This window comes from Eubacterium aggregans (assembly GCF_900107815.1).
Taxonomy (GTDB): domain Bacteria; phylum Bacillota; class Clostridia; order Eubacteriales; family Eubacteriaceae; genus Eubacterium_O; species Eubacterium_O aggregans.
Window position 1 is genome coordinate 1 of the sequence record NZ_FNRK01000002.1, and the last position, 20,172, is coordinate 20,172.

The following is a 20,172-nucleotide window of genomic DNA, read 5'->3' on the forward strand; positions in this document are numbered from 1 at the left end:
GTCCTGTGAATCCCGGAGTTCACGTTTGAGTCTAGCGATTTCTTTTTCTTCGTCAGATTGATAGTTACCGGATCCACGTACGGGAATGTCACCTTCATTGTTTCGAAATTGGGATTCCCAACGAGCCAAGGTGCTTGTCGCGATACCCAGATTTTTGGCACATTCAATCTGTGTCAGATCAGGGTGCTCCTTTCGATAGTTGATTGCGTCTAACTTGAACTGTTTGGTGTGTTGCTTGTTTGTTCTTGGCATAATGAGTTCCTCCATATGTTGATTATACAATATTTCTAGGGGATATCTCATTTTACTTTGTACTATTTAAATTCTAACACCAGATTGCTTAGAGGAGGAGTATACTGCACTGACTTTGGACAGTGTGCGACAGTCCTACTTCAACAGCACCAGCAATGTGCAATCAAAGGTCAATGCCATCCTCAACTCAAAAGGGAACGTCAATGGGGCGGCGATATCCGGCGTCATCGATGCATTCCGAACGAAGATTCGAGCGCAGCGCAATGTGGAGCAGCTGCAAGATGTTCGTGCCATCCTCTTTGAGGATACAATAGCGGGATCGCCGACCTACGGCGCTATGAGCCTGGGCACCCAGGGATTTGCCATCGCATCGGAGATGCTGCCAGACGGAAGCGACTGGGACTGGAGGACCTTCGGGACGAGCCAGGGGTTTGTGGCCGATTTGATGGTCATTGGTAAGATCATCGGACAATGCGCTGAGATTGGTCTGGACAATGCTACGTTTTTACTTGGCCAACGTGATGCGGATGGTGTCATAAGCAGTCCAGTCATGAGTTATCAAGACGGAGTCTTCGCGCTTAATGTAAGCGGCACTGATGTGGGCAACCAACTCGATGAGATGAAAATCCAAATTGACGGGAAAATCGAAACGTGGTACCAAAGCACAGATCCATCACTGAGATGGGCAACCATCGCTGCGCAAACGCAACACACCGGTGACCTATGGTACAAAACCACGGACCAGACCACATGGAGGTGGACAGGTACTGCATGGACCAAGCAGGACGCCCCGGCGGCGGTCTTTGACGCTATTGATGGCAAGTCGGCCATCTATGTGAGCCAGCCGATACCGCCTTATGAGGTTGGCGATTTGTGGGCCCAGGGCAGCAGCGGTGATTTGATGCGCTGCACTACAGCCCGATCCAGTGGTAGTTACACAGCCAGCGATTGGACAAAGGCAAGTAAGTATACCGACGATACGGCCATCACCAATTTTATCACCGGGGATTACGCAGACGACCTGGAAGACATCCGTGGTCAGGTGGATGCAAAGGCCGAGACCTGGTACCAGGCTGCAGACCCATCAACGGCCTGGACAACAACGGCCATCAAAACGCAGCACACGGGAGACCTGTGGTACAAAACAACAGACCAGACCACATGGAGGTGGACAGGTACTGCATGGACCAAGCAGGACGCCCCGGCGGCGATCTTTGACGCTATTGATGGCAAGTCGGCCATCTATGTGAGTCAGCCCACGCCGCCTTATGAGGTTGGCGATCTGTGGGTTTTGGCGGCAGATACAACAATATCGGCATTGCCATACACGAAGGGGACGGTGCTGGTGGCGACAACAGCAAGAGCAACCGGGTCCTTTGTGGCCACTGATTGGACACAAAAGATAGATATAGCGACGTGGCTGTCTAACCAGATTAATACTGATACTGGCGCTATTGATGCAATCAAGGTGATTATTGATAGTAGCGGACTAACCCTCAAAAATATTATTGGCACAAATGTGTTTTATGCCGATGTATCTGGAAATTTGACGTTGGCAGGTACGTTACAAGCGGCAAAAGGCACATTCCTTGGTGAAGTGCGGAATTACGAATCAAATGGATATATTGGGCTAAGCATGACAGGGTCACAACTAAAGTTCTACAGCAAAAACTATCAAGATGACTTCATCGGAGGAATTGAGAACAAAGGGAAAGGAACATCTGAGGCCGACAAGCTGAGGCTACATATCTACGCTGACTCTGGAGATCAGTTAAGTATTGGAAACAACACATCTGGCGTCAGGGATCAAATATCGATATCGGACAATGGAGATACCTGGATACTCCATCCGCGGAACAATGGGAATGTATATCTGGGAGGGTACGATGGAAATGCGGCATTAGCGGCAAAAGTACAATCCGGAACTCCGTATGTGGATACATTAGGAACGTTTACGGTATACAACGGATCTAAAAACAGAGCTGTAAAAACTAAAAACTATGGCATTGTCAACCTTGGAGCATACGAAACAACTACACCGATGTTTGGAGATATCGGGTACGCAGTAATACAGGAAGATGGTAAAGTATATGTCTGCATAGATCCGATTTTTTGTGAGTGCTTGGAAGATAGCGGAGTGTTTTATCATGTATTCACTCAAGCTTACGGTGACGGAAGAATAGAAAAGATTGAAAGGCACGAGGAATATTTTGTTGTGTATGGTGATCCGGGAACAGAACTATCTTGGGAGATTAAGGCTAGACAACAACAATTCTGCGAAAGATTGGCAGATGGAAATAGGATAGAAGAGGAAAATGAAGAAATGCAAATTATTGATGGATATTTAATGGGTGATGCCTATATGGCGGAATACACGAACAGCATCATCGATGATGCGGAAAGTTACATTACTGAGTATGAGGAGGTAAATCTATGATCAAAGCAACAAGCATGACGTTACATACAACTTCAGAGGGAAAGCGGATTAGCGTGTCTTACATTCAAGTCAATGAAGATGGGATAATTACAAAAGGAAATACACGAAAAGATTTTATTCTAATTGATGGTGCGCATGATCAACAGATAGCACAATTTAAAGCACTGTTTGAGTATGTGGAAGGGCTACTGGAGAAACAGAATGAATAAGATCAATGTACCAATCATGCTGGACATGGATCAGCGACTTAAAGATGAAATACTAAAGGTAAACCAATATGACACAAACATTTGGGAACTGTCACTAACACTGATTAAAAACGGAGTTGCCGTGGTAGTGACAGATCTGTCCGCAAGGATGTGGTGCTCAAAGCCAGATGGGACACATGTGTATAAAGATTGTGTCATATCGGGGGGTAAAATTATAGCGGACGCCGGGGGGCAGATGTTTACGGCCGCGGGGACGGTTGATTGTGAAATCGAGCTATCCGGAGCAACACAGACGTTGGGATCCCCGCAGTTTTGCATTGGCGTTGCAAAATCTGTCAAGGATGAGCACGCAATGGAGAGCAGCGATGAGTACACGGCAATCAATGCGGCGGTCACGGCGGCAGAACAATCGGCCACGCAGGCAGGGCAATCCGCAACACAGGCAGGGCAGTCGGCAACGGAGGCGGGGCAAGCAGCAACGCGGGCAGGACAGTCGTCTTCGGATGCGTTGGCGTCGCAAAATGCAGCGGCTATCAGCGCCACAAACGCCGCAGCCAGCGAAACAACAGCAAAGCAACAAGCAGAAATTGCAGCACAAAAGGAAGAAGCTGCCGCAATTTCAAAGTCGGATGCCGAAGGCGCAGCCATCCGAGCCAAAGCATCCGAAGATGCCGCAGCAGAATACGCAGCCCAAGCGGCGGGAAGCAGCACCATCACATTTTGGATAGACCCAGCCGACAACGGCTTAAACATCACCGTCAACGATGAGACGACGGCGTAAAAGGAGGCAATGATGAACGAAACACTAAACATAGTACGAGACACAACCGTCAAGCAGCTTGTCCGGGCACACCAGGCCGATATCGTGGCCAGTGGAAACGCCGGAGCCATCGACAGTTTTTACAATGGACTGGCACTACAGGTCACGTCAAAAGAGGCCATGGATGCCCTCTTTGTGGAGTGGTGGCACGAAAACTGGGTGGAGGGAACCACCACAAGGCTCGAACTGTTGGAACGGTGGTTTGGGAGCGTCCTACAGGATGCGCGCATCCACGGCGTCAAGGAGCCGCTTTTTGCCACATCAAACACCGCCATTGCGGAACTGACGGACGACAGCGTCGGCCTAACGTGCGTCCCATCGACGGAGGCCGCCGCCAACCGAGACGACTTCGCTGGATTACCTCAGTTCTGGGCCCTAGAGGTATCCTGGGAAAAAACGACCACCGGGAGCATTGAAGTCTATGCCGTTGAGCTCATCGACGACATCGACGTGGTCCGCTCCGGAGAATCCCATATGTGTGGCGTCGCCCAGAAAAACACCTATTTCCGTGACTGGATAGTCGATGGATATCACTACCTGAAAACACGCTGCTATCCATCATCTGGCTACACCCAGTGGGATGACGGAAAAACTGCAGATGGCGTGGTTCATGCTTTTGCAATTCGGCCGAAGTATTGTACTGGCGGAATTAACAAAAGCGGTGTAGCCACCTGCGGAACGAATCTGGCACCAATGAACAGCATGGCCGGTCCGACAACAGGGGTCACCAAATGGCGCGCCAGGGGCGCACGGTACGCAGGGGCTAGGGGAAGCGTCCTGTTTTGGCAGCTGGCAATGATACGGCTCAAATATGCCAGAAAAGGAAACTCCGGAACAATAGAAGGATGTACCAACTTCTACACTCATTACGCTGCTGCTGTCTCAGAGACTGCGGTAAGTCGGATTTTATTGACAGCGGCACAGGCAGCTAACCTATTTGTTGGCTGCAATACGTGCATCGGAGATGGTGAGTACGCATCAACCAAAGCAAACAATGTGCGGATCAAATCCATCACCCCGGTCACCGCGGACGGAGCGACCTACTCCGCCGTTATCCTGGATACAACAACAACCTTTGACGTTGTCGCAGGAACAACGAAAATTAGTGTGCTGCCGTATTGGAGTGGATGGTGCGACATGGTCAAGGGTAACGATGGATCACGATACTCCGCAACGTCCGGAAAAGAGACGGGATTAATCCAAAAGACAGAATTTCAGAACGGCGCCTATCAAATCCTGGCCGATGAGCTCTGGCAATGGGGCAAGGATGCCGATGGAAACTTTACCTTTGACTGCTATACCTGTGATGACCAATCCAAAGTTACAACCGGTGGAACCGTATCGGCTGACTACAAAAAATTGGAGGGAGCCACGATGACGTTCCCAGCCAATCAAGGAAATGGATGGCTATACATAGAAGATATGATGGCAATGCCTGGAGGTCGGACACTGTGGCCACGCAAGGTATCGGCACAGGCTGGGAGCGGGACTGGAGTGGAGGCTGGCTTCAGCTGCTATCCGGCGGCGTCCGGGCTGCGGGCCGCTTGGTGCTGCTGCGGCCTGAGCGGCGGTGGCGCTGCGGGGCTTGCGGCACGTCTCTCGGACCGCGGCGTCGGGTACGCGAGCTGGCACGGTTCGGTCGGCTGTCCATCTATGGCTGGTTAAAAGCGGGGTGAATCGCCGTTAGGCGAGAGGGGCTGCCAGCCCCAACCCAAGAAACAACGGGATACATGGTAAAGAAGGCTGGCTTCAACTGCAATCCGGCGGCGTCCGGGCTGCGGGCCGCTTGGTGCTGCTGCAACCTGAACAACGGTGGCAATGCGGGGCTTGCGGCACGTAACTCGAACAACAGCGTCGGGAACGCGAACTGGAACGGTTCGGTCGGCTGTCAATCTGGCTGGTAAGAAAAAACTGCTATAACATATTGTGTCATGTATTCCGCGCTTATGTGCGAAAATATCCTAAAACCAGCATTGGCCAAAGCAATGCGGCCATCGACGGGAGCAGGATCCCGTTGGCATCTAGTAGCATATGACCGAGGGGTCAAAACCCGAAAAATGTTGAGGAGCCAGATGGAGTGAAATCATTTTGCAGACCGAAAAATGTTGAAATAACGAGTGTAGAGTACAACCTAAAGGCAGTACACTACGCATTTGATGAGAAACTGAAAAGAAAAGATTTCCAGCGGTTACTAATCCAAACCGGAGAAATCAGCCGAAAAGAACTGGAAGAGGACCTAAAAACAGGCCAGCGCAGGAAAATAAACAAGGCCATCTATGCGTTGACCGAAGCCTACACCAAAGAGATCAGAGAGCACAATGGCCAGATTACCTTTGATAAAATCCGGGAATTTGACAGAGTCGACGGAATCAGCGGGAAACTAAGGCATCTCTGCCAGGAAAGTCCAAAGCAGCAAATCTTTGAGTACATCACAAAATGGGCAACAGAGGAACTGCTGCAAGCCAAGATACTGCCCTGCCAATTTGGGAGCATCCCAGGAGGCGGGCAGGTAAAATGCAAAGAATCCATTGAGAAAATCGTGCGCCGCCAATTTGGCGGGGACGTGGACGCGGTACAAATCGATATCTATCACGCTTATCCAAGCACAAAGACAACCGTCATCACAAAAATAATTGACAAATATTGCCACAAAAACAAACCACTATGCACCCTGGTTAAAAACGTGATGCAAAACTATCCGGGTGGTGTACTGATCATCGGAGGTTTTTGGAGTAGCTGGGCTTTCAACCTAGCCATGAGCTTCTTCCTCCGGAGAATACTGGAAGAGAAGAAAACCAGAAGAGGAAAACAGATCCGCATGGTTAAAGCGGTCGTTTGCTTTGCGGACGACGTCCTCATCTTCGGAGATCGGTCTAACCTAATCAAGGCCATAAAGACAGAAGGGAGGTGGATAAAATCGGAATATGGACTCACCATAAAGGATGCCTGGACAATCATTCGATTTAAAAAATTCGAAAGGTACACAAAATGGGAGCCACGCATCGATATGGCGGGGTATATCGTGAGCTCAACCAGGACAACCATCCGGGGAGCAATTTTCAAAAGGATCAGGCGACAAACAATCCGGGCAAAAGCGGAACTTAATCGTTTGGGATATATCCCATATTGGAGAGCCTGGACACTAACGGCATACAATGGATGGCTAGTTCACTCAAACAGCTTAAAGTTTATCAGAAAATATGGGTATCAACATCTTTTTAAAATGGCGAAAAAAAGTATTAGAAAACATGAAAGGCAGGTAAGAAATGGAGCAAATCTATGCAATCCGACCAGCACCGGTTGAAGTCTTTGATTTAGGCAAACAAACCGACATCATCCTCAGACGAGATATCCAGGAGATTACAAAAAATATGGAGCAAGCAGCTGACGGCGAAGAAACAGAAACCTACACGGTGTACAGTTGCAATGAGGTCCAAATCAGAAAAGAAGGACACCTAAGCGCAGAAGAAGTCACTGAAGATGCACAAAGGCTGTGGGAAGAGGCCATATCAGGTAAAACAATCGGGCCGACAATTGAGCAACGCATCTCAGCACTGGAAACTGCGCAGCTGGCCATGATTGACATGACAATGGCGGCCATGGCTGTAGAAATGGAGGAATAAATGCTTGAATTTTTAAAAATCCAATATCGCTATCGACGCATCACGGCAGAAAAACTAAGGAGTTATGTCCCCAAAATCATCACGGCCAAACAATTTGAACAGATCACTGGGAGGGCCTATGAGGATAGCACCACAGATGCAATGGAGTGACGTAAAGCCGGAACCCGTCGAAATAAACGAGCAAACCGACGGGACTACAGAAATCCTAATCAATGAGTGCATCATTGAGGTACCGGATGGTTGGGAGTTTGAGCAATACAAGCTTCTGATAGATAACAAATAATGGAGGTGATGCCATTGTGGCGATGACAATTATGTTTTGGTTGGATGCGCTGGTAAAGATAGCTGGAGCAGTGGTCACAGTAACGGCTGCTGTGTCACTGTGCATTGGACCAGTGCGCCGGAGAGTGCTCCAGAAAATAACAAGGGATGATGCGGCACGGGCGGCAATTCGGGCATTATTGAGACAGCAGATTATTGATGCGTGCGACAAGGCCAGGGAGCAGGGCGGGATGATTTTTTATCAGCGGGAAAATCTTCATGATATGTTTACTCAGTATGAGGCATTGGGCGGCAATCATGGGATTAAAGATATCGTCGATGAGGTGTTGGAGCTTCCGACGGTCAAAATTAAAAAACAGGAGATTGAAAAATGAATGCAAAAAATTATATTACACTGGCACTTTTGGCACTATCAACGGCAAACGGGATTTTAACGGCACTGGGTTACAGCATCTTGCCAATCACGGATGAGCAGCTGACGGTGGTGGTGACAAGCATCATCCAGGTGATCAGCATCGCGGCCGCCATCTGGCAGAACTTCAACTTTTCAGTTGCGGCTAAGCAAGGCCAGGCTGTGACGGATGCCATCAAGGCTGGCAAGGATGTGGATGTGATGATTACCAGCGCTAAAGCGTCAGCGATGGCATCGGAAAATGAAGAGGCTGCTAGTGCGGCGGCCAGAAAGAGAGGATAGATATGGCACTTGATTATTATCAGGTAGTTTTAAGCCGGGGCGACACCGGCGACGATGTCCTGTTTTTGCAGCGCACCTTGCGGATGTGCGGCTTTATGGAGCCTGATGACCTCATGGATGGGGATTTGGGCGATCAGACTGTGGCGGGCATCAATGCGGCTGAGGCCTACTTTGGCCAGCCGGTTGATGGCACCTGTGGTCCAATCTTGTGGCGCAATCTCTATGATTTTGTCCTTAAAATCCAACAGCAACTCAATGTGCTGTTTGCTAAAAACGTGGCAGAGGATGGCAACATCGGCAGCCATGGCACCGAGACGACCGATGCCCTGGGCGAAGTCCAAGCGGCCAATGGCGGGGAGCCAGACAAGATTTGTGGCCCGTGGACAGAGGAGCTACTGGATATGCGCGGATACCTCAAAGGCTGCGGCGACCGAACCGCCAGCGGCGGTCAGGCAAGCACTCCGGTTGCCCCGGGGAATGTGACAGCCACTGGAAACCTGTCCAATGTCAGCATCTATCTTTGCGCCGGCCATGGTGGGTCCGACCCTGGGGCCTGTGGGTGTGGATTGGAAGAAAAGGAGCGGGCCCTTCGGGGAACGCAAATCTTAAAGCAAATTCTCGAGAGCCTAGAGGCAACGGTCTACTTGGGCCGTGATGGAGACTACGACAAGAGTCTCCAGGAGCGAACCGATGAGGCCAATAAGCTCAAGGTGACGTTGTACGTCTCCTGGCACTTTAACGGGTTTAACGGTGAGGCACACGGCACCGAGGTGCTCTATCATCCCGACAGTGACGATGGTCCGGCCCTAGCCGCTGCCATCTGCAATCGCATCGTCGAGGCGTGTGGCACGACCAACAGGGGCGCAAAGGCTCAGGATGACCATGAGGTCCGGGAGAGCAAAATGACTGCGGTCATCATGGAGCCGTGCTTTATTGATAATGATGGCGATGCGGATCTGATTCGGGACGATGCCGGACTTACCGTGATGGCCAATGCTATCGCTCTTGGGATTGTTGATTATTGGTGTTAGTTGATTTCCCCCCTGGCTTCGGCTAGGGGATTTTTGATTTGCGGCGCAAGACAAGATAAAGTTAGATTATCAAAGATGTATAATGCAGTGTATAAATATGTTGCCCTCAATTTTGCCCATTATAAATAAAAACAAATAAAACAGAATTGTATAAAATAGCATAAAAATTAAAATAATAGCACAATATATTGTGTAGAAGATAGTAAAAATAGCAAAAACTAAAACATAAGAAATTTGAAATGTAGCGATTTTAAAAACCCGGAAAGCCTCATGAATAGGGCATTTCCGGGTTTTATCATTTTTGACTGCCCCCGGGCATTAAGTTTGTTCAGCTTCTGGACCGATTTCCATTGGGCTCTCTGTTTCTAAGCAATCCGGTCATATTCCAAAACTGTCAATTCACTGGCCAGTGCCTCGGCACGATCCATGAGGGTGTCCAGCTTCTCAGCCACTGAAGCGGCGTAGAGGATTTCACCACACTGCTCACACCGCTGGCAGGGTACGTTCTTGATGATGACGATGCAGTTTTTCAAATCTGCAAAATAAGTGGTTACCCCGGGTTCCATGGTTCCGTTTTTACAGGTTAAGCATTTCATGTTATTTTTCCTTTCTTTTTTTCATGTCTACATCCCATTTATCGGAGTCGGGATAATAGGCCGTTATGACTTTAGCCGTTTTGCCATCGCTTCCAATGACGGTGTGTAACGGCAGCCCAGGGGGCGGAAACCCTAAAACCAGACAGCTGGGATGGGGGAAGTCCTCGGGATAATCCTCTATGATTTCACCGTTCATTACCGCCTGTCGGATTTGGATGGGCCGAATACCGCGCTGTTTGCATCGTTCGATGACGTGCTGGGTTAAAAAGACAGCATCTTTCTTATAGAGATTTCTTAATAATTCAATGGTTATCATGGTTACCCCTTCCCTAACTACTTTCTTCCCAGCCGCCAATAGGATTATGATGGCCGTCTTTAAATTTTTATCTGGAGGTTTAAAGATATGAAAAATGGTAATTTCTCACTCGGGGACACCGTCCGAAAACTTGAGGATTTAATGATCACACAGGACCAACTTAATCTTATTGCGGTTTTCATTTGGCCAAGTGACAAAGGTCATTAATCATTTTACGCAAGAATGCCTTATCTTCTTCGGGCAGTCTAGCGTAGTAGAGGATGATTTTTGCGATGAGGGGATCACTGCCATTACAGAGATCTGCACAGAAGGCCAACATTTCATCGTCTTCAGTCATCAAAACGAACATTTCACCTTCCCCAGTCCGAAACCACTCCTCATTTATTCGAAATTCAAAGCAGATGGATTTAACAACAGCATCGGAGGGGGTGCGAATATTGGCTTCATACGTTGCGATTGTATTTCCTTTTACGCCAACTCTCTGCCCCAATTCTTGTTGAGTTAGATTTAATTCTTTGCGGAGTTCTTTTAATCTTTCGTTCATGTTGTCTCCTTTGCGCATATTGTATTCTCAAAACTTCACATTGTCAATAAAAAGATTTGAAAAAGCATTGATGGGATTCATTATACGAAGTATAATCTTCGCATAATGAAGAATTGGTCATGCATTGTGATATTACAATATTGGTTGTAACAGGGAGGGCGCAGCCCCAATAAATTTATAAATTATTTAGAAAAGAGTGATCATTTCATTAGAATCTCTTGATATAATATAAATATAAAGGCATTTATTTTATGCAGTAATGAGGATTAAAAAAATGACATTAAAACGAAGAATTTTTTTAACAAATACAATAATGGTATTGGTGTGCTTATGCCTGCTATTGGTTATTGTCGAGATGATGACCGAGCTGTTATTCGAGCATTATCTGGGGATCAGCATTTCGGCACTCCTCCGTCAGTTAGCCAGTGGAAAATGGGCGGCCTTCATTATGGCCGCCTGTGTTCTGGGGGTTCTGGCAATGATTGGATTGTTAATGATCAGCCAGCTGTTCACCAGGCACCTTACCCGGCAGATCATGGCGCCAATGGCCGCTTTGATGGAAGGGGCCGCCCGGATTGATCAGGGCAACATGGAAAAGCCGATTTTTTACATGGGGGTAAAGGAATTTGAAGCCCTTTGCCAGATGTTTAATACCATGCAGCAGCACCTCCGGGAAGGGATGGAAGAAAAGGAAGCCAATGAGAAGGCCCGAATCGAGATGGTAACGGGAATATCCCACGATTTACGAACGCCGCTGACCGCAGTAAAGGGCTATCTGAAGGGAATCCTGGATGGGGTGGCCCATACCCCAGAAAAGCAGTCGGATTACATAAAGGCGGCGTACCACCGGGCCTGCGACATGGAAACCCTTCTGTCAAAGTTCTTTTATTTCTCAAAACTTCAAACGGGGAAGATGCCCCTTAACATTCAGCCCATAGATGTCGGGGCCTTTCTCAAAGAAACAATGGCGGCGGCAGTACGGAAGCATGGGGCGGTTACTCTGACCTGTACTATTCCAGAGGAACGGATTACCCTGAGGCTCGACCCAGAGCAAATGACACGTATTTTAGAAAACCTCATCACCAACAGCTTAGCCCATGGCAAGGTCCATTCTCTGGGCATTACCCTAGGGCTTAAATCCCTGGGGGACAAGGCGGTGATAACGGTTCGGGATAACGGAGTGGGGATGCCGGCAGAAAAGCTCCCCCATGTGTTTGAGCAATTTTACCGGGGAGATGCGGCCCGAAGCAATAGCGTGGAAAACAATGGCCTGGGCCTGTATATTGTAAAAACCCTGGTGGAAGGCCAAGGGGGAAGGGTTTATGCGGACGTCGAGGACGGTTTTGGCGTGGGCATGGTGTTTCCCATGGATCAAGAAGGGATGGAGGATGAAAAATAATGCGGATTCTTATTGTAGAGGATGACCCGGATATCGCCAGACTGGAGCAGGATTACCTTGAAATGAATGATTACGAGATTGACATCTGCTATGATGGCAGCCTCGTCATGGGGACTTTGGCTGGAAATCATTACGATTTAATTCTTTTAGATGTCATGCTGCCGGGGAAAGACGGCTTTCAATTGTGTCGGGAAATCCGGGAGGTTTTTGAAACACCACTTTTGATGGTAACAGCCAGAACGGAATCGGTGGATAAGATCAGGGGCCTTGGGCTGGGGGCCGACGACTATATCGTCAAACCCTTTGATCCGGCGGAGCTGGTCGCCCGGGTCAAGGCCCACTTGAAACGCTATGCCCGGCTGACCGGAGAAGGAAAGCCCGATAAGGAGAGCATCGACATCGGCGATTTACGCATTTTCCCCAAAAGCTGGAAAGTGTATCGGGGGGATAAAGAAATCAAATTGCCTAATCGGGAATTTGAACTTCTGCGATATTTAGCCCAAAACCCCAACATCGTTTTTACAAAGGCCCAGCTCTTTGAGGCGGTATGGGGGTACGATTATCTGGGGGATGATGCCACGGTCACCGTCCATATCAATCGGATCCGGGAAAAAATAGAACAGGATAGTAAGAACCCTAAGGTGATCGAAACCATCTGGGGTGCAGGGTATCGTCTCAATCTATAGAATCTGTTTAGATTCCGTTTATAAAAGAATAATAATGGGTTCATAGACCTTCTGTATACTGGTGTTAACCAGAGTACAGGAGGTTTTTTAATGCTAAAGAATTTTAAAATTGGTGTTGGTGGTTTTTTAATGGCGGCAGCGGATAGCGTTCCGGGGGTTTCAGGTGGGACGATTGCCTTCGTATTAGGCTTTTATGAAACCTTTATTGATTCATTAAATGCTTTAATCGGTCATCGTTTTGGGGAACGGCGGCAGGCGCTCATCTGGCTGGGAAAACTTGGCCTTGGATGGGTCCTGGGGATGGGGATTTTCTCCACCATCATAACGCGTGTCCTGGAGACGTCCCCCTATACTGTCTTCTCCCTTTTTCTGGGATTCACAGTCTTTGCCATCCCCCTTGTGGTTAAGGAGGAATGGAAGAGTATCAATGGACATTGGGGTTATGCTCTCTTTATCCCCCTGGGGGCATTATTGGTTTATGGGGTGACGTGGATTGGGCCTGGGACAGTGGTAAATTTAGACCATATTGATGTTCTCGTGGCCCTCTATCTTTTCGTTGCGGCGGCAGTCGCCATCTGTGCCATGGTGCTGCCTGGTATTTCCGGATCGACCCTTTTATTAATTATGGGTGTCTACACCCCAATTATCACCGCTGTACGAAATTTATTCCATTTGGATTTTTCAGCACTTCCCATATTGATTATTTTTGGAATAGGGGTGCTGGTCGGCCTGGGAACAACAGTAAAACTTGTGGCAGCGGGAATGAAGCACCATCGCCTGGCAATGGTTTTCTTTATCATTGGACTGATGATCGGCTCTCTTTTTGCCATTGTGCAGGGACCAACTGCCCTGGCGCTTCCCCGGGCGGCCCTGTCAATGGGCACCTTTAGTGGGGGATGGTTTTTAATCGGAGGGGCAATTCTAGGTGTTTTAAGCGCCGCACGATATTGGATGGAAAGCCAGGATAGGGCCAGATCACAAGCCTGAGACGATCCTTAACTTTCGACAATTCCACCCATTTGACTATGGTTCCCTAAAGAAGGGGAACATATAATAAGGGCAGATAATACGAAAGGATGACACGATGATGGACAAAGAAAAAATGAAAGAAGAAATTGTGAAAAAAGCTGAGGATTCAAAAAAAGCTTTGGTGGGCGGTGCGGTGGTCGGTACCGTGATAACCAGTATTGGAGTTGCGGCCCTTGTGGCAAGCTCCCTGAAAAAACAAAAGATCAAGGAACCAGATGAGGCAATTGACGCGATTTTATCCAGTGATCGCCGGGCCTATTTCATCGGCGGCGGTATCGCCTCCATGGCAGGAGCCGCTTACCTGGTGCGGGACTGTGGCATGCCCGGGGATCATATTACCATTTATGAAGGACTGGATATCCTGGGAGGCAGCAACGATGGTTCCGGGAATCCCACCCAGGGCTTTCTCTGTCGGGGCGGTCGGATGCTGAATGAAGAAACCTATGAAAACTTCTGGGAACTCTTCCGGAGTATTCCGTCATTGGAGGTTGAGGGCAGGAATGTGACCGATGAAATCCTGAATTTTGATCATCTTCACCCCACCCATGCCCAGGCGCGTCTGGTGGATGGGGATGGAAACATTCTGGATGTGACCTCCATGGGCTTTGATAATGGAGACCGGAAGCTGTTAATGAAGCTGCTGGCCACCCCCGAGGATCGTTTGGATGATCTCACCATCGAAGATTGGTTTGCGGATTCACCCCACTTCTTTGAAACCAACTTCTGGTATATGTGGCAGACCACCTTTGCCTTCCAGAAATGGTCCAGCCTCTTCGAATTCCGCCGCTATATGAACCGAATGATTTTGGAATTCTCCCGGATCAATACCTTAGAAGGCGTTACCCGGACCCCCTACAACCAATACGAATCCGTCATCCTCCCACTCAAGGCTTATCTTAAGGAAAATGGCGTGTGTTTCGAAACGGAAACCGTCGTCACCGATCTGGACTTTGCCCCTACCACTGACATCACCGTGAAGGCCATCCATCTGGAAAAAAATGGACAGGCATCCACCATTCCCGTGGGAGCAGAGGACCTGTGCATTATGACCAATGGCTGTATGACCGACAGCTTTACCCTGGGGGATATGCACACGGCACCAGCCTTTAAACCCGAGAATCCCATTTCCGGGGATTTATGGGAAAAGGTAGCGGCCAAGAAAAACGGATTGGGAGATCCCGAGCCCTTCTTTGGAAACCCAGAGGAAACCAATTGGGAAAGCTTTACCGTCACCTGCAAGGGGAATAAATTGTTAAAGTGTATTGAAGATTTTTCGGGTAATATCCCCGGCAGTGGTGCCTTGATGACCTTTAAGGATTCCAATTGGCTCATGAGCATCGTGGTGGCCGCCCAGCCCCATTTTAAAGCCCAGCCCATGGATGAAACCATCTTTTGGGGATATGGACTCTATACCAATCGGGTTGGGGATTATGTGAAAAAGCCCATGCGGGAATGTACCGGAGAAGAGATCCTGACGGAATTCATCTACCAGATGCACTTGGAAGATCAGATGGAAGCACTCATGGCGGATGTGGTGGATGTTATCCCCTGCATGATGCCATACATTGACTCCCAATTCCAGCCCCGGAAAATGAGCGATCGTCCAGCAGTCGTGCCCGAAGGTTCCACTAATTTTGCTATGATCAGTCAGTTTGTGGAAATTCCAGAGGATATGGTCTTTACCGAGGAGTACTCCGTCCGGGCTGCGCGTATGGCCGTATACACTCTCATGGATTATACCGACAAAAAGATTTGTCCGGTGACCCACTATAACAGAGACCCCAAGGTGCTGGCCTTGGCGGCGAAGACGATGTTCCGGTAATTTTACGACATTGCGACGTAAAGAAACCCATGCTCAGATGATAGGATTCTGGCATGGGTTTTTTAAATGGATAAGAGGTCAGGCTTCAAAGACTCCGACAATTAATGCTTCGTGAGCGCATCACACCCAGCCTTGGGCATTTCAAAGACCACAGAGGTGCCCTGGACCTGCATGGCAGCATAGGGACCTTCCCCGTAAAGGAGGAGGGTGGCAAATTGGGTTAAAGTGGTCTCATTTGGCCCAGTGTGGGATTCCTGGAAGAAACGGCAGCGGATTCGGGCCTTCTGATCAGTGGGGAGGGTGGCGAGTATCCATTCCTCCAGCTGGAGCTGATCGAGGAAGTTCTTAATCCCTTGGGGATCGGTGATTTGCTGATAAACCTCTGCGGTTTGGGCGTCCTCAACGCGAATTTCACGGGAGAGAGCCAGGGTACTCTGGTAGCTATTAACGAAGGTGGTTTTTGCCTGAATGCATCCGCTTAAAAAAGGGACGCAAATCAACAAAATAAGAATCAGTGCACCCGATTTTTCCATGACAATCTCCTTTCATGAGCGTTACTCATACCGCAGGGCATCAATGGGGTTGAGTTTGGCGGCCTTACCCGCTGGGTAATAGCCAAAGAATACGCCAATTCCCATGGAAAAGCCGACGGCAATCAGAATGGATGACAGCGTTGGTGTAACGGCTGCCTTGATAAAAATACCACCGATGGCCCCCAGTCCGCTGCCAACCAAGACACCGATGGCCCCACCGATAATACAGATGATGATGGATTCTACAATGAACTGTATGCGGATATCGGTATTGCTAGCGCCCAGCGCTTTTCGGATACCGATTTCCCGGGTCCGTTCGGTCACTGAAACCAGCATGATGTTCATGACGCCAATGCCCCCCACCAAAAGGGAAATACCGGCAATCACGCCGATGGCGGTGGACAGGCTTCCCAGCATTTGCTTCGATTCGTTGGCGTATTTATCAATATTTTCGGTTTTAACCGTAAAATCGGGATTACTGGCGTAGTACTTGGTACCAAACCAGGTACTGATACTCTGGCTGAGGGCATTGGAATCGGCACTGGGGTAAGCAATGATATTAAGGGTACTATAGCCCGTATTGTTACTACCGGAGAGGCTTTCTGCCAGGCTGGTGGGGATAAACAGTTCAGGGACGCTGCTGCTCCCAAAGCTGACACTCATCATCGAGGCAGAGTCTTCACTCTTAGGGTCGGCATAAATCCCAACGACTCGAAAGCTTTCGTTGCCGTTTTTGGTTCGGACCGTCAGGGATTCTCCCAGGGCATCCTCCCGGCCAAAAAAGGTTTGGGCCAGGGTATTGGAAATCAGGATAACCCGCCTTCCGCCGGTATTATCTTCGGCAGAAAGGGTGCGCCCGGATTGGATTTTTAAATTTTGGGTGGATAGATAATCAGCATTGGCACCAGTCAGTTTAACTTCGGTATGCTTTAAATCATCCAGGGTCCCGCTACCCACCGGAACAGAAACGCCAACGGACTTAATATCATTGGGGAAGTGGGCTTTGAAATTGGCAATCATATCATCGGTAATGAGGTCACTGTTGGTGGTGGACACCATGGCTTCTGGGTCTTTTTGACCGACGTAGGCCATGATGATTTTACCCCCAACTTTATTAAGGGATTCAGAAAAGGAACGGCTCATGGCGTCTCCCATGGAAGCAATGGCGATAACCGAAGCAATGCCGATAATAATGCCCAACATGGTCAGCAGCGCACGCATTTTGTTATGGGTGAGCCCTTCAATGGCCAGAATGATATTTTCACGCAGATTCATAATGGACCTCCCGATTAATGGATCCCCGACGGTTACCCGTAATATGGCCGTCCCTCAGGGTGATAATGCGCTCTGTTTCTTCTGCCAGCTCATCGTTATGGGTGATGAGAATGATGGTCTTCCCTTGCTCCTGGTGCAGACGATGAAATAAATCCATGACCAAACGACCGGTGGTACTATCGAGGGCTCCTGTTGGCTCATCTGCCAGGATGATGGCTGGGTCGTTGGCCATGGCTCGAGCGATGGCTACCCGCTGGTTTTGCCCACCGGAAAGCTCGTTGGGGTGATGTTTAGCCCGGGTGTCCATCTCGACCATCTGGAGCAAAGCCATGGCCCGTTCATGGCGTACCTTGGGGGGGAGCTTCCCATAAAGCATGGGCAGCTCCACATTGCTTAAGGCTGTGGACCGGGGAATAAGGTTGAAGGATTGGAAAACAAAGCCGATTTTCTGATTCCGAATAAAGGAGAGATGCTTATCAGGGATGTTCTCAATGGCTTCGCCATCCAGGGTATAGCTTCCCGTTGTTGGACGGTCCAAGGCGCCGATAATATTCATCAGGGTGGATTTTCCAGAGCCAGAAGCCCCCACAATGGAGAGAAATTCCCCTTCAGCAATGGTTAAATCGATGCCGTGGAGGACCTCCAGCTCATTGGGGGTTCCAATATAATATTGCTTGACGATTCCCTCCATCTCGATCATCTTACGCTGGGGCATTTTGTGACGCTCCTTCCTTTGGAGCCGCATTTGACTCATTCTCAAGTACCACGGCTTGGCCAGGGGTCAACCCACTGGGGTTCGATACCAAGGTCATGCCTTCTTTTAATTTTTCACCGGCAATTTCCACCGCAAAATCAGTCTGAATCCCAAGAGATACGGGGATGGCTTCTACGGTCATTTTCCCTTTTTCATCAGTATTTACAACAAAGACCTGGGTATTTCCTTTTTCATCCTTTGCTACGGCATCAAAGGGCACATTGAAAACGCCGGGACGTTCTTCAACAACAACTTCCTGCTTGGTTTTCATCCCGATGTAAAGACCATCGGCCGGGCTATCAATGGGCACGATGGCTTCAAATTCAGCTTTGGTTGAGGTGGTGCCGCCGGTATTATTGTTTCCCTGGACCGCCGCGTTTCCACCAGCCATATTTGAAGCGGTGGGGGCAATGCGGCCGACGGTACCAGTATACACCCGGTTACCCGTGGCATCGGTCTTGATGTTGACCTTCATTCCAGAAGCAACCTTGTCAATATCACTTTCTTTAATTTTCATATTGACCTGGAGGTCACCCGTGTTTTGGATGGTGAATAAGACCCCATTGGCTGGGGCGCCGTTGACGGCGTTAACCGCCGTAATGGTGCCACTGGCTGTGGAATTAACATTTTGCCATTCATCGGCTTCCTTATTGTAAAGCCGACACAGTCGGTCACCTTTGTTGACATAATTCCCAACAGAGACATCGACGCTCCAGACAGGGATATTGCTGGTATTGCTAATCTGCTCGGTAAAGGTACTGATGACTTGCCCATCTGCGGATACCGTTCGCTGCAGGTCACCCTTTCCAAGGGTTAGGGTTTTGACTGGGGTCTCGCTGGGGCCAGAGAAAAGAGCGGTGTAACCGATCCATCCTAAAATGACGAGGCCCAGGCCGATGGCACAGCCGATGATGATTTTCTTTTTTTTATCCATGGGGGGTGCTGATTGACTATTCATAAAATCCTCCGCTTGTTTTTTTTATAGTGTACCCAATAAAAATGACGAACAGGCACTTGGAATTCTTAATGTTTTATGACATTTATCCTTCATAAAGTTTTAAGAAATTCATTAGGCCAACCGTCATAACTCTGTGTTATCATTAATGACAGAAGAAAGAGAGGCAAAGACATGAATTTACTCATATGTGATGATGAGCGCGAAATCGTGGACGTGCTGGAAATTTATCTGAAAAATGAGGGCTACACCATCTATAAAGCATACTCTGGTGAGGAAGCCCTTGAGATTCTTGGGGAGTCAGAAGTCCACCTAATCCTACTTGATATTATGATGCCGGGAATGGATGGCATGCAGACTGCCGTGAAAATCAGAGAGACTTCTAATGTTCCCATTATCTTTTTGACGGCCAAGGGCGAGGACCATGATAAAATTATGGGTCTTACTGTGGGTGCTGACGATTATATTACGAAGCCCTTTAACCCACTGGAGGTCATGGCCCGGGTGAAATCTCAGCTGCGGCGGTATACCCAGCTGGGAAGCTGTAAAATTGGCCAGGATATCCATGGGACCGGGGGCTTATTGCTGGATGATGGGTCTAAAAAAGTACAGGTGGACGGTGAAGAGGTCCATCTTACCCCGGTGGAATATAAAATTCTTCTCTTTTTAATGGAGGGGATGGGGCGGGTGTTCTCCATCGAGCAAATCTACGAAAATGTGTGGGAGGAGCCATCCTACAATTCAGAAAATACGGTAGCGGTCCATATCCGCCGTATTCGCGAAAAAATAGAGATTAATCCAAAGGAACCAAAATATTTAAAGGTGGTGTGGGGCATTGGTTACAAAATTGAAAAATATCCTGTACAGTAGTCGCCTACAGATTATTGCTTCTATTTTGGCGATTATCTTTTTAAC

At 48.7% G+C, this 20,172-nt stretch carries 23 protein-coding genes; 15 read left to right on the plus strand and 8 right to left on the minus strand.

The genetic code is table 11. The features are described 5' to 3' along the window. Positions 1-252: transposase (locus BLW33_RS01125; RefSeq protein ID WP_090304295.1), on the minus strand; the 252-nt coding region annotated here is incomplete at its 3' end. A 115-nt stretch (positions 253-367) separates the two neighbouring features. Between BLW33_RS01125 and BLW33_RS01130 the strand changes: the two genes are divergently transcribed. The 10 genes from BLW33_RS01130 to BLW33_RS01175 all read left to right on the plus strand — a co-directional run bounded on the left by BLW33_RS01130 (position 368) and on the right by BLW33_RS01175 (position 9,348). Beyond that, on the plus strand, positions 368-2,689 hold the full coding sequence (locus BLW33_RS01130) for a hypothetical protein (protein ID WP_176966571.1): 2,322 nt from the start codon (positions 368-370) through the stop codon (positions 2,687-2,689). After that, positions 2,686-2,898, plus strand: a complete 213-nt coding sequence (locus tag BLW33_RS01135) for a hypothetical protein (protein WP_090304299.1) — start codon at positions 2,686-2,688, stop codon at positions 2,896-2,898. Before BLW33_RS01130 ends, BLW33_RS01135 begins: the two co-directional genes overlap by 4 nt. After that, complete coding sequence (locus BLW33_RS01140) at positions 2,891-3,679, plus strand: BppU family phage baseplate upper protein (protein WP_176966572.1); 789 nt, start codon at positions 2,891-2,893, stop codon at positions 3,677-3,679. The genes BLW33_RS01135 and BLW33_RS01140 overlap by 8 nt, the downstream gene beginning before the upstream one ends. Before the next feature lie 12 nt (positions 3,680-3,691). Then, the gene (locus BLW33_RS01145) at positions 3,692-5,383 is read left to right on the plus strand and encodes a hypothetical protein (RefSeq protein ID WP_242911555.1); all 1,692 of its coding nucleotides are present in this window, start codon (positions 3,692-3,694) and stop codon (positions 5,381-5,383) included. A 412-nt stretch (positions 5,384-5,795) separates the two neighbouring features. Then, a complete protein-coding gene (locus tag BLW33_RS01150) occupies positions 5,796-7,022 on the plus strand; it encodes an RNA-dependent RNA polymerase family protein (protein WP_090304305.1) in 1,227 nt (408 codons plus the stop codon). Then, positions 6,985-7,341: a hypothetical protein gene (locus BLW33_RS01155; RefSeq protein ID WP_090304307.1), complete on the plus strand. Its 357-nt coding sequence runs from the start codon at positions 6,985-6,987 to the stop codon at positions 7,339-7,341. The genes BLW33_RS01150 and BLW33_RS01155 overlap by 38 nt, the downstream gene beginning before the upstream one ends. After that, a complete protein-coding gene (locus tag BLW33_RS01160) occupies positions 7,342-7,491 on the plus strand; it encodes an XkdX family protein (protein ID WP_090304308.1) in 150 nt (49 codons plus the stop codon). Between the two features lie 149 nt (positions 7,492-7,640). Next, complete coding sequence (locus BLW33_RS01165; protein WP_143032572.1) at positions 7,641-7,997, plus strand: hypothetical protein; 357 nt, start codon at positions 7,641-7,643, stop codon at positions 7,995-7,997. Continuing rightward, positions 7,994-8,317 (plus strand): phage holin, encoded by a 324-nt coding sequence (locus BLW33_RS01170; protein WP_090304312.1) that lies wholly within the window; start codon positions 7,994-7,996, stop codon positions 8,315-8,317. Before BLW33_RS01165 ends, BLW33_RS01170 begins: the two co-directional genes overlap by 4 nt. 2 nt (positions 8,318-8,319) lie before the next feature. Beyond that, positions 8,320-9,348 (plus strand): N-acetylmuramoyl-L-alanine amidase, encoded by a 1,029-nt coding sequence (locus BLW33_RS01175; protein WP_090304314.1) that lies wholly within the window; start codon positions 8,320-8,322, stop codon positions 9,346-9,348. 365 nt (positions 9,349-9,713) lie between these two features. Here the strand turns inward: BLW33_RS01175 and BLW33_RS01180 are convergent, their stop codons facing one another. From BLW33_RS01180 to BLW33_RS01190, 3 genes are all read right to left on the minus strand, one after another. Then, positions 9,714-9,944, minus strand: a complete 231-nt coding sequence (locus BLW33_RS01180; protein ID WP_090304316.1) for a type II toxin-antitoxin system MqsA family antitoxin — start codon at positions 9,942-9,944, stop codon at positions 9,714-9,716. A gap of 1 nt (position 9,945) precedes the next feature. After that, positions 9,946-10,260 carry a DUF4258 domain-containing protein gene (locus BLW33_RS01185; protein WP_090304318.1) on the minus strand — a complete coding sequence of 105 codons (315 nt, stop codon included), beginning with the start codon at positions 10,258-10,260 and terminating at the stop codon, positions 9,946-9,948. Between the two features lie 178 nt (positions 10,261-10,438). Further along, positions 10,439-10,804 carry a helix-turn-helix domain-containing protein gene (locus BLW33_RS01190; protein ID WP_090304320.1) on the minus strand — a complete coding sequence of 122 codons (366 nt, stop codon included), beginning with the start codon at positions 10,802-10,804 and terminating at the stop codon, positions 10,439-10,441. Between the two features lie 274 nt (positions 10,805-11,078). Between BLW33_RS01190 and BLW33_RS01195 the strand changes: the two genes are divergently transcribed. The 4 genes from BLW33_RS01195 to BLW33_RS01210 all read left to right on the plus strand — a co-directional run bounded on the left by BLW33_RS01195 (position 11,079) and on the right by BLW33_RS01210 (position 15,740). Further along, positions 11,079-12,203 (plus strand): sensor histidine kinase, encoded by a 1,125-nt coding sequence (locus BLW33_RS01195; protein WP_176966573.1) that lies wholly within the window; start codon positions 11,079-11,081, stop codon positions 12,201-12,203. Next, positions 12,200-12,889: a response regulator transcription factor gene (locus BLW33_RS01200; protein WP_176966583.1), complete on the plus strand. Its 690-nt coding sequence runs from the start codon at positions 12,200-12,202 to the stop codon at positions 12,887-12,889. The genes BLW33_RS01195 and BLW33_RS01200 overlap by 4 nt, the downstream gene beginning before the upstream one ends. Positions 12,890-12,979: 90 nt before the next feature. Then, positions 12,980-13,876: a DUF368 domain-containing protein gene (locus tag BLW33_RS01205; RefSeq protein ID WP_090304324.1), complete on the plus strand. Its 897-nt coding sequence runs from the start codon at positions 12,980-12,982 to the stop codon at positions 13,874-13,876. A 100-nt stretch (positions 13,877-13,976) separates the two neighbouring features. Next, positions 13,977-15,740, plus strand: a complete 1,764-nt coding sequence (locus BLW33_RS01210; RefSeq protein ID WP_242911567.1) for an oleate hydratase — start codon at positions 13,977-13,979, stop codon at positions 15,738-15,740. 101 nt (positions 15,741-15,841) lie between these two features. Here the strand turns inward: BLW33_RS01210 and BLW33_RS01215 are convergent, their stop codons facing one another. The 4 genes from BLW33_RS01215 to BLW33_RS01230 are packed head-to-tail and all read right to left on the minus strand — an operon-like array spanning position 15,842 to position 19,260. Then, positions 15,842-16,273, minus strand: coding sequence for a DUF3153 domain-containing protein (locus BLW33_RS01215; RefSeq protein WP_090304326.1), 432 nt, complete (start codon positions 16,271-16,273; stop codon positions 15,842-15,844). A 21-nt stretch (positions 16,274-16,294) separates the two neighbouring features. Next, a complete protein-coding gene (locus BLW33_RS01220) occupies positions 16,295-17,548 on the minus strand; it encodes an ABC transporter permease (RefSeq protein ID WP_090304327.1) in 1,254 nt (417 codons plus the stop codon). After that, the gene (locus BLW33_RS01225) at positions 17,535-18,263 is read right to left on the minus strand and encodes an ABC transporter ATP-binding protein (protein ID WP_090304329.1); all 729 of its coding nucleotides are present in this window, start codon (positions 18,261-18,263) and stop codon (positions 17,535-17,537) included. The genes BLW33_RS01220 and BLW33_RS01225 overlap by 14 nt, the downstream gene beginning before the upstream one ends. Then, complete coding sequence (locus BLW33_RS01230; protein ID WP_090304330.1) at positions 18,250-19,260, minus strand: HlyD family efflux transporter periplasmic adaptor subunit; 1,011 nt, start codon at positions 19,258-19,260, stop codon at positions 18,250-18,252. The genes BLW33_RS01225 and BLW33_RS01230 overlap by 14 nt, the downstream gene beginning before the upstream one ends. 171 nt (positions 19,261-19,431) lie before the next feature. Here BLW33_RS01230 and BLW33_RS01235 point away from each other — a divergent pair, with 171 nt between their 5' ends. After that, positions 19,432-20,127, plus strand: a complete 696-nt coding sequence (locus BLW33_RS01235; RefSeq protein WP_090304332.1) for a response regulator transcription factor — start codon at positions 19,432-19,434, stop codon at positions 20,125-20,127. Positions 20,128-20,172 lie beyond the last annotated feature (45 nt).

Excerpts from the sequence above, each read along its gene's own strand:
- BLW33_RS01135 (WP_090304299.1), top strand. The coding sequence starts at position 2,686 with ATGATCAAAGCAACAAGCATGACGTTACATACAACTTCAGAGGGAAAG.
- BLW33_RS01140 (WP_176966572.1), top strand. The coding sequence starts at position 2,891 with ATGAATAAGATCAATGTACCAATCATGCTGGACATGGATCAGCGACTT.
- BLW33_RS01145 (WP_242911555.1), top strand. The coding sequence starts at position 3,692 with ATGAACGAAACACTAAACATAGTACGAGACACAACCGTCAAGCAGCTT.
- BLW33_RS01155 (WP_090304307.1), top strand. The coding sequence starts at position 6,985 with ATGGAGCAAATCTATGCAATCCGACCAGCACCGGTTGAAGTCTTTGAT.
- BLW33_RS01160 (WP_090304308.1), top strand. The coding sequence starts at position 7,342 with ATGCTTGAATTTTTAAAAATCCAATATCGCTATCGACGCATCACGGCA.
- BLW33_RS01170 (WP_090304312.1), top strand. The coding sequence starts at position 7,994 with ATGAATGCAAAAAATTATATTACACTGGCACTTTTGGCACTATCAACG.
- BLW33_RS01175 (WP_090304314.1), top strand. The coding sequence starts at position 8,320 with ATGGCACTTGATTATTATCAGGTAGTTTTAAGCCGGGGCGACACCGGC.
- BLW33_RS01180 (WP_090304316.1), bottom strand. The coding sequence starts at position 9,944 with ATGAAATGCTTAACCTGTAAAAACGGAACCATGGAACCCGGGGTAACC.
- BLW33_RS01185 (WP_090304318.1), bottom strand. The coding sequence starts at position 10,260 with ATGATAACCATTGAATTATTAAGAAATCTCTATAAGAAAGATGCTGTC.
- BLW33_RS01190 (WP_090304320.1), bottom strand. The coding sequence starts at position 10,804 with ATGAACGAAAGATTAAAAGAACTCCGCAAAGAATTAAATCTAACTCAA.
- BLW33_RS01195 (WP_176966573.1), top strand. The coding sequence starts at position 11,079 with ATGACATTAAAACGAAGAATTTTTTTAACAAATACAATAATGGTATTG.
- BLW33_RS01205 (WP_090304324.1), top strand. The coding sequence starts at position 12,980 with ATGCTAAAGAATTTTAAAATTGGTGTTGGTGGTTTTTTAATGGCGGCA.
- BLW33_RS01210 (WP_242911567.1), top strand. The coding sequence starts at position 13,977 with ATGGACAAAGAAAAAATGAAAGAAGAAATTGTGAAAAAAGCTGAGGAT.
- BLW33_RS01215 (WP_090304326.1), bottom strand. The coding sequence starts at position 16,273 with ATGGAAAAATCGGGTGCACTGATTCTTATTTTGTTGATTTGCGTCCCT.
- BLW33_RS01220 (WP_090304327.1), bottom strand. The coding sequence starts at position 17,548 with ATGAATCTGCGTGAAAATATCATTCTGGCCATTGAAGGGCTCACCCAT.
- BLW33_RS01225 (WP_090304329.1), bottom strand. The coding sequence starts at position 18,263 with ATGCCCCAGCGTAAGATGATCGAGATGGAGGGAATCGTCAAGCAATAT.
- BLW33_RS01230 (WP_090304330.1), bottom strand. The coding sequence starts at position 19,260 with ATGAATAGTCAATCAGCACCCCCCATGGATAAAAAAAAGAAAATCATC.
- BLW33_RS01235 (WP_090304332.1), top strand. The coding sequence starts at position 19,432 with ATGAATTTACTCATATGTGATGATGAGCGCGAAATCGTGGACGTGCTG.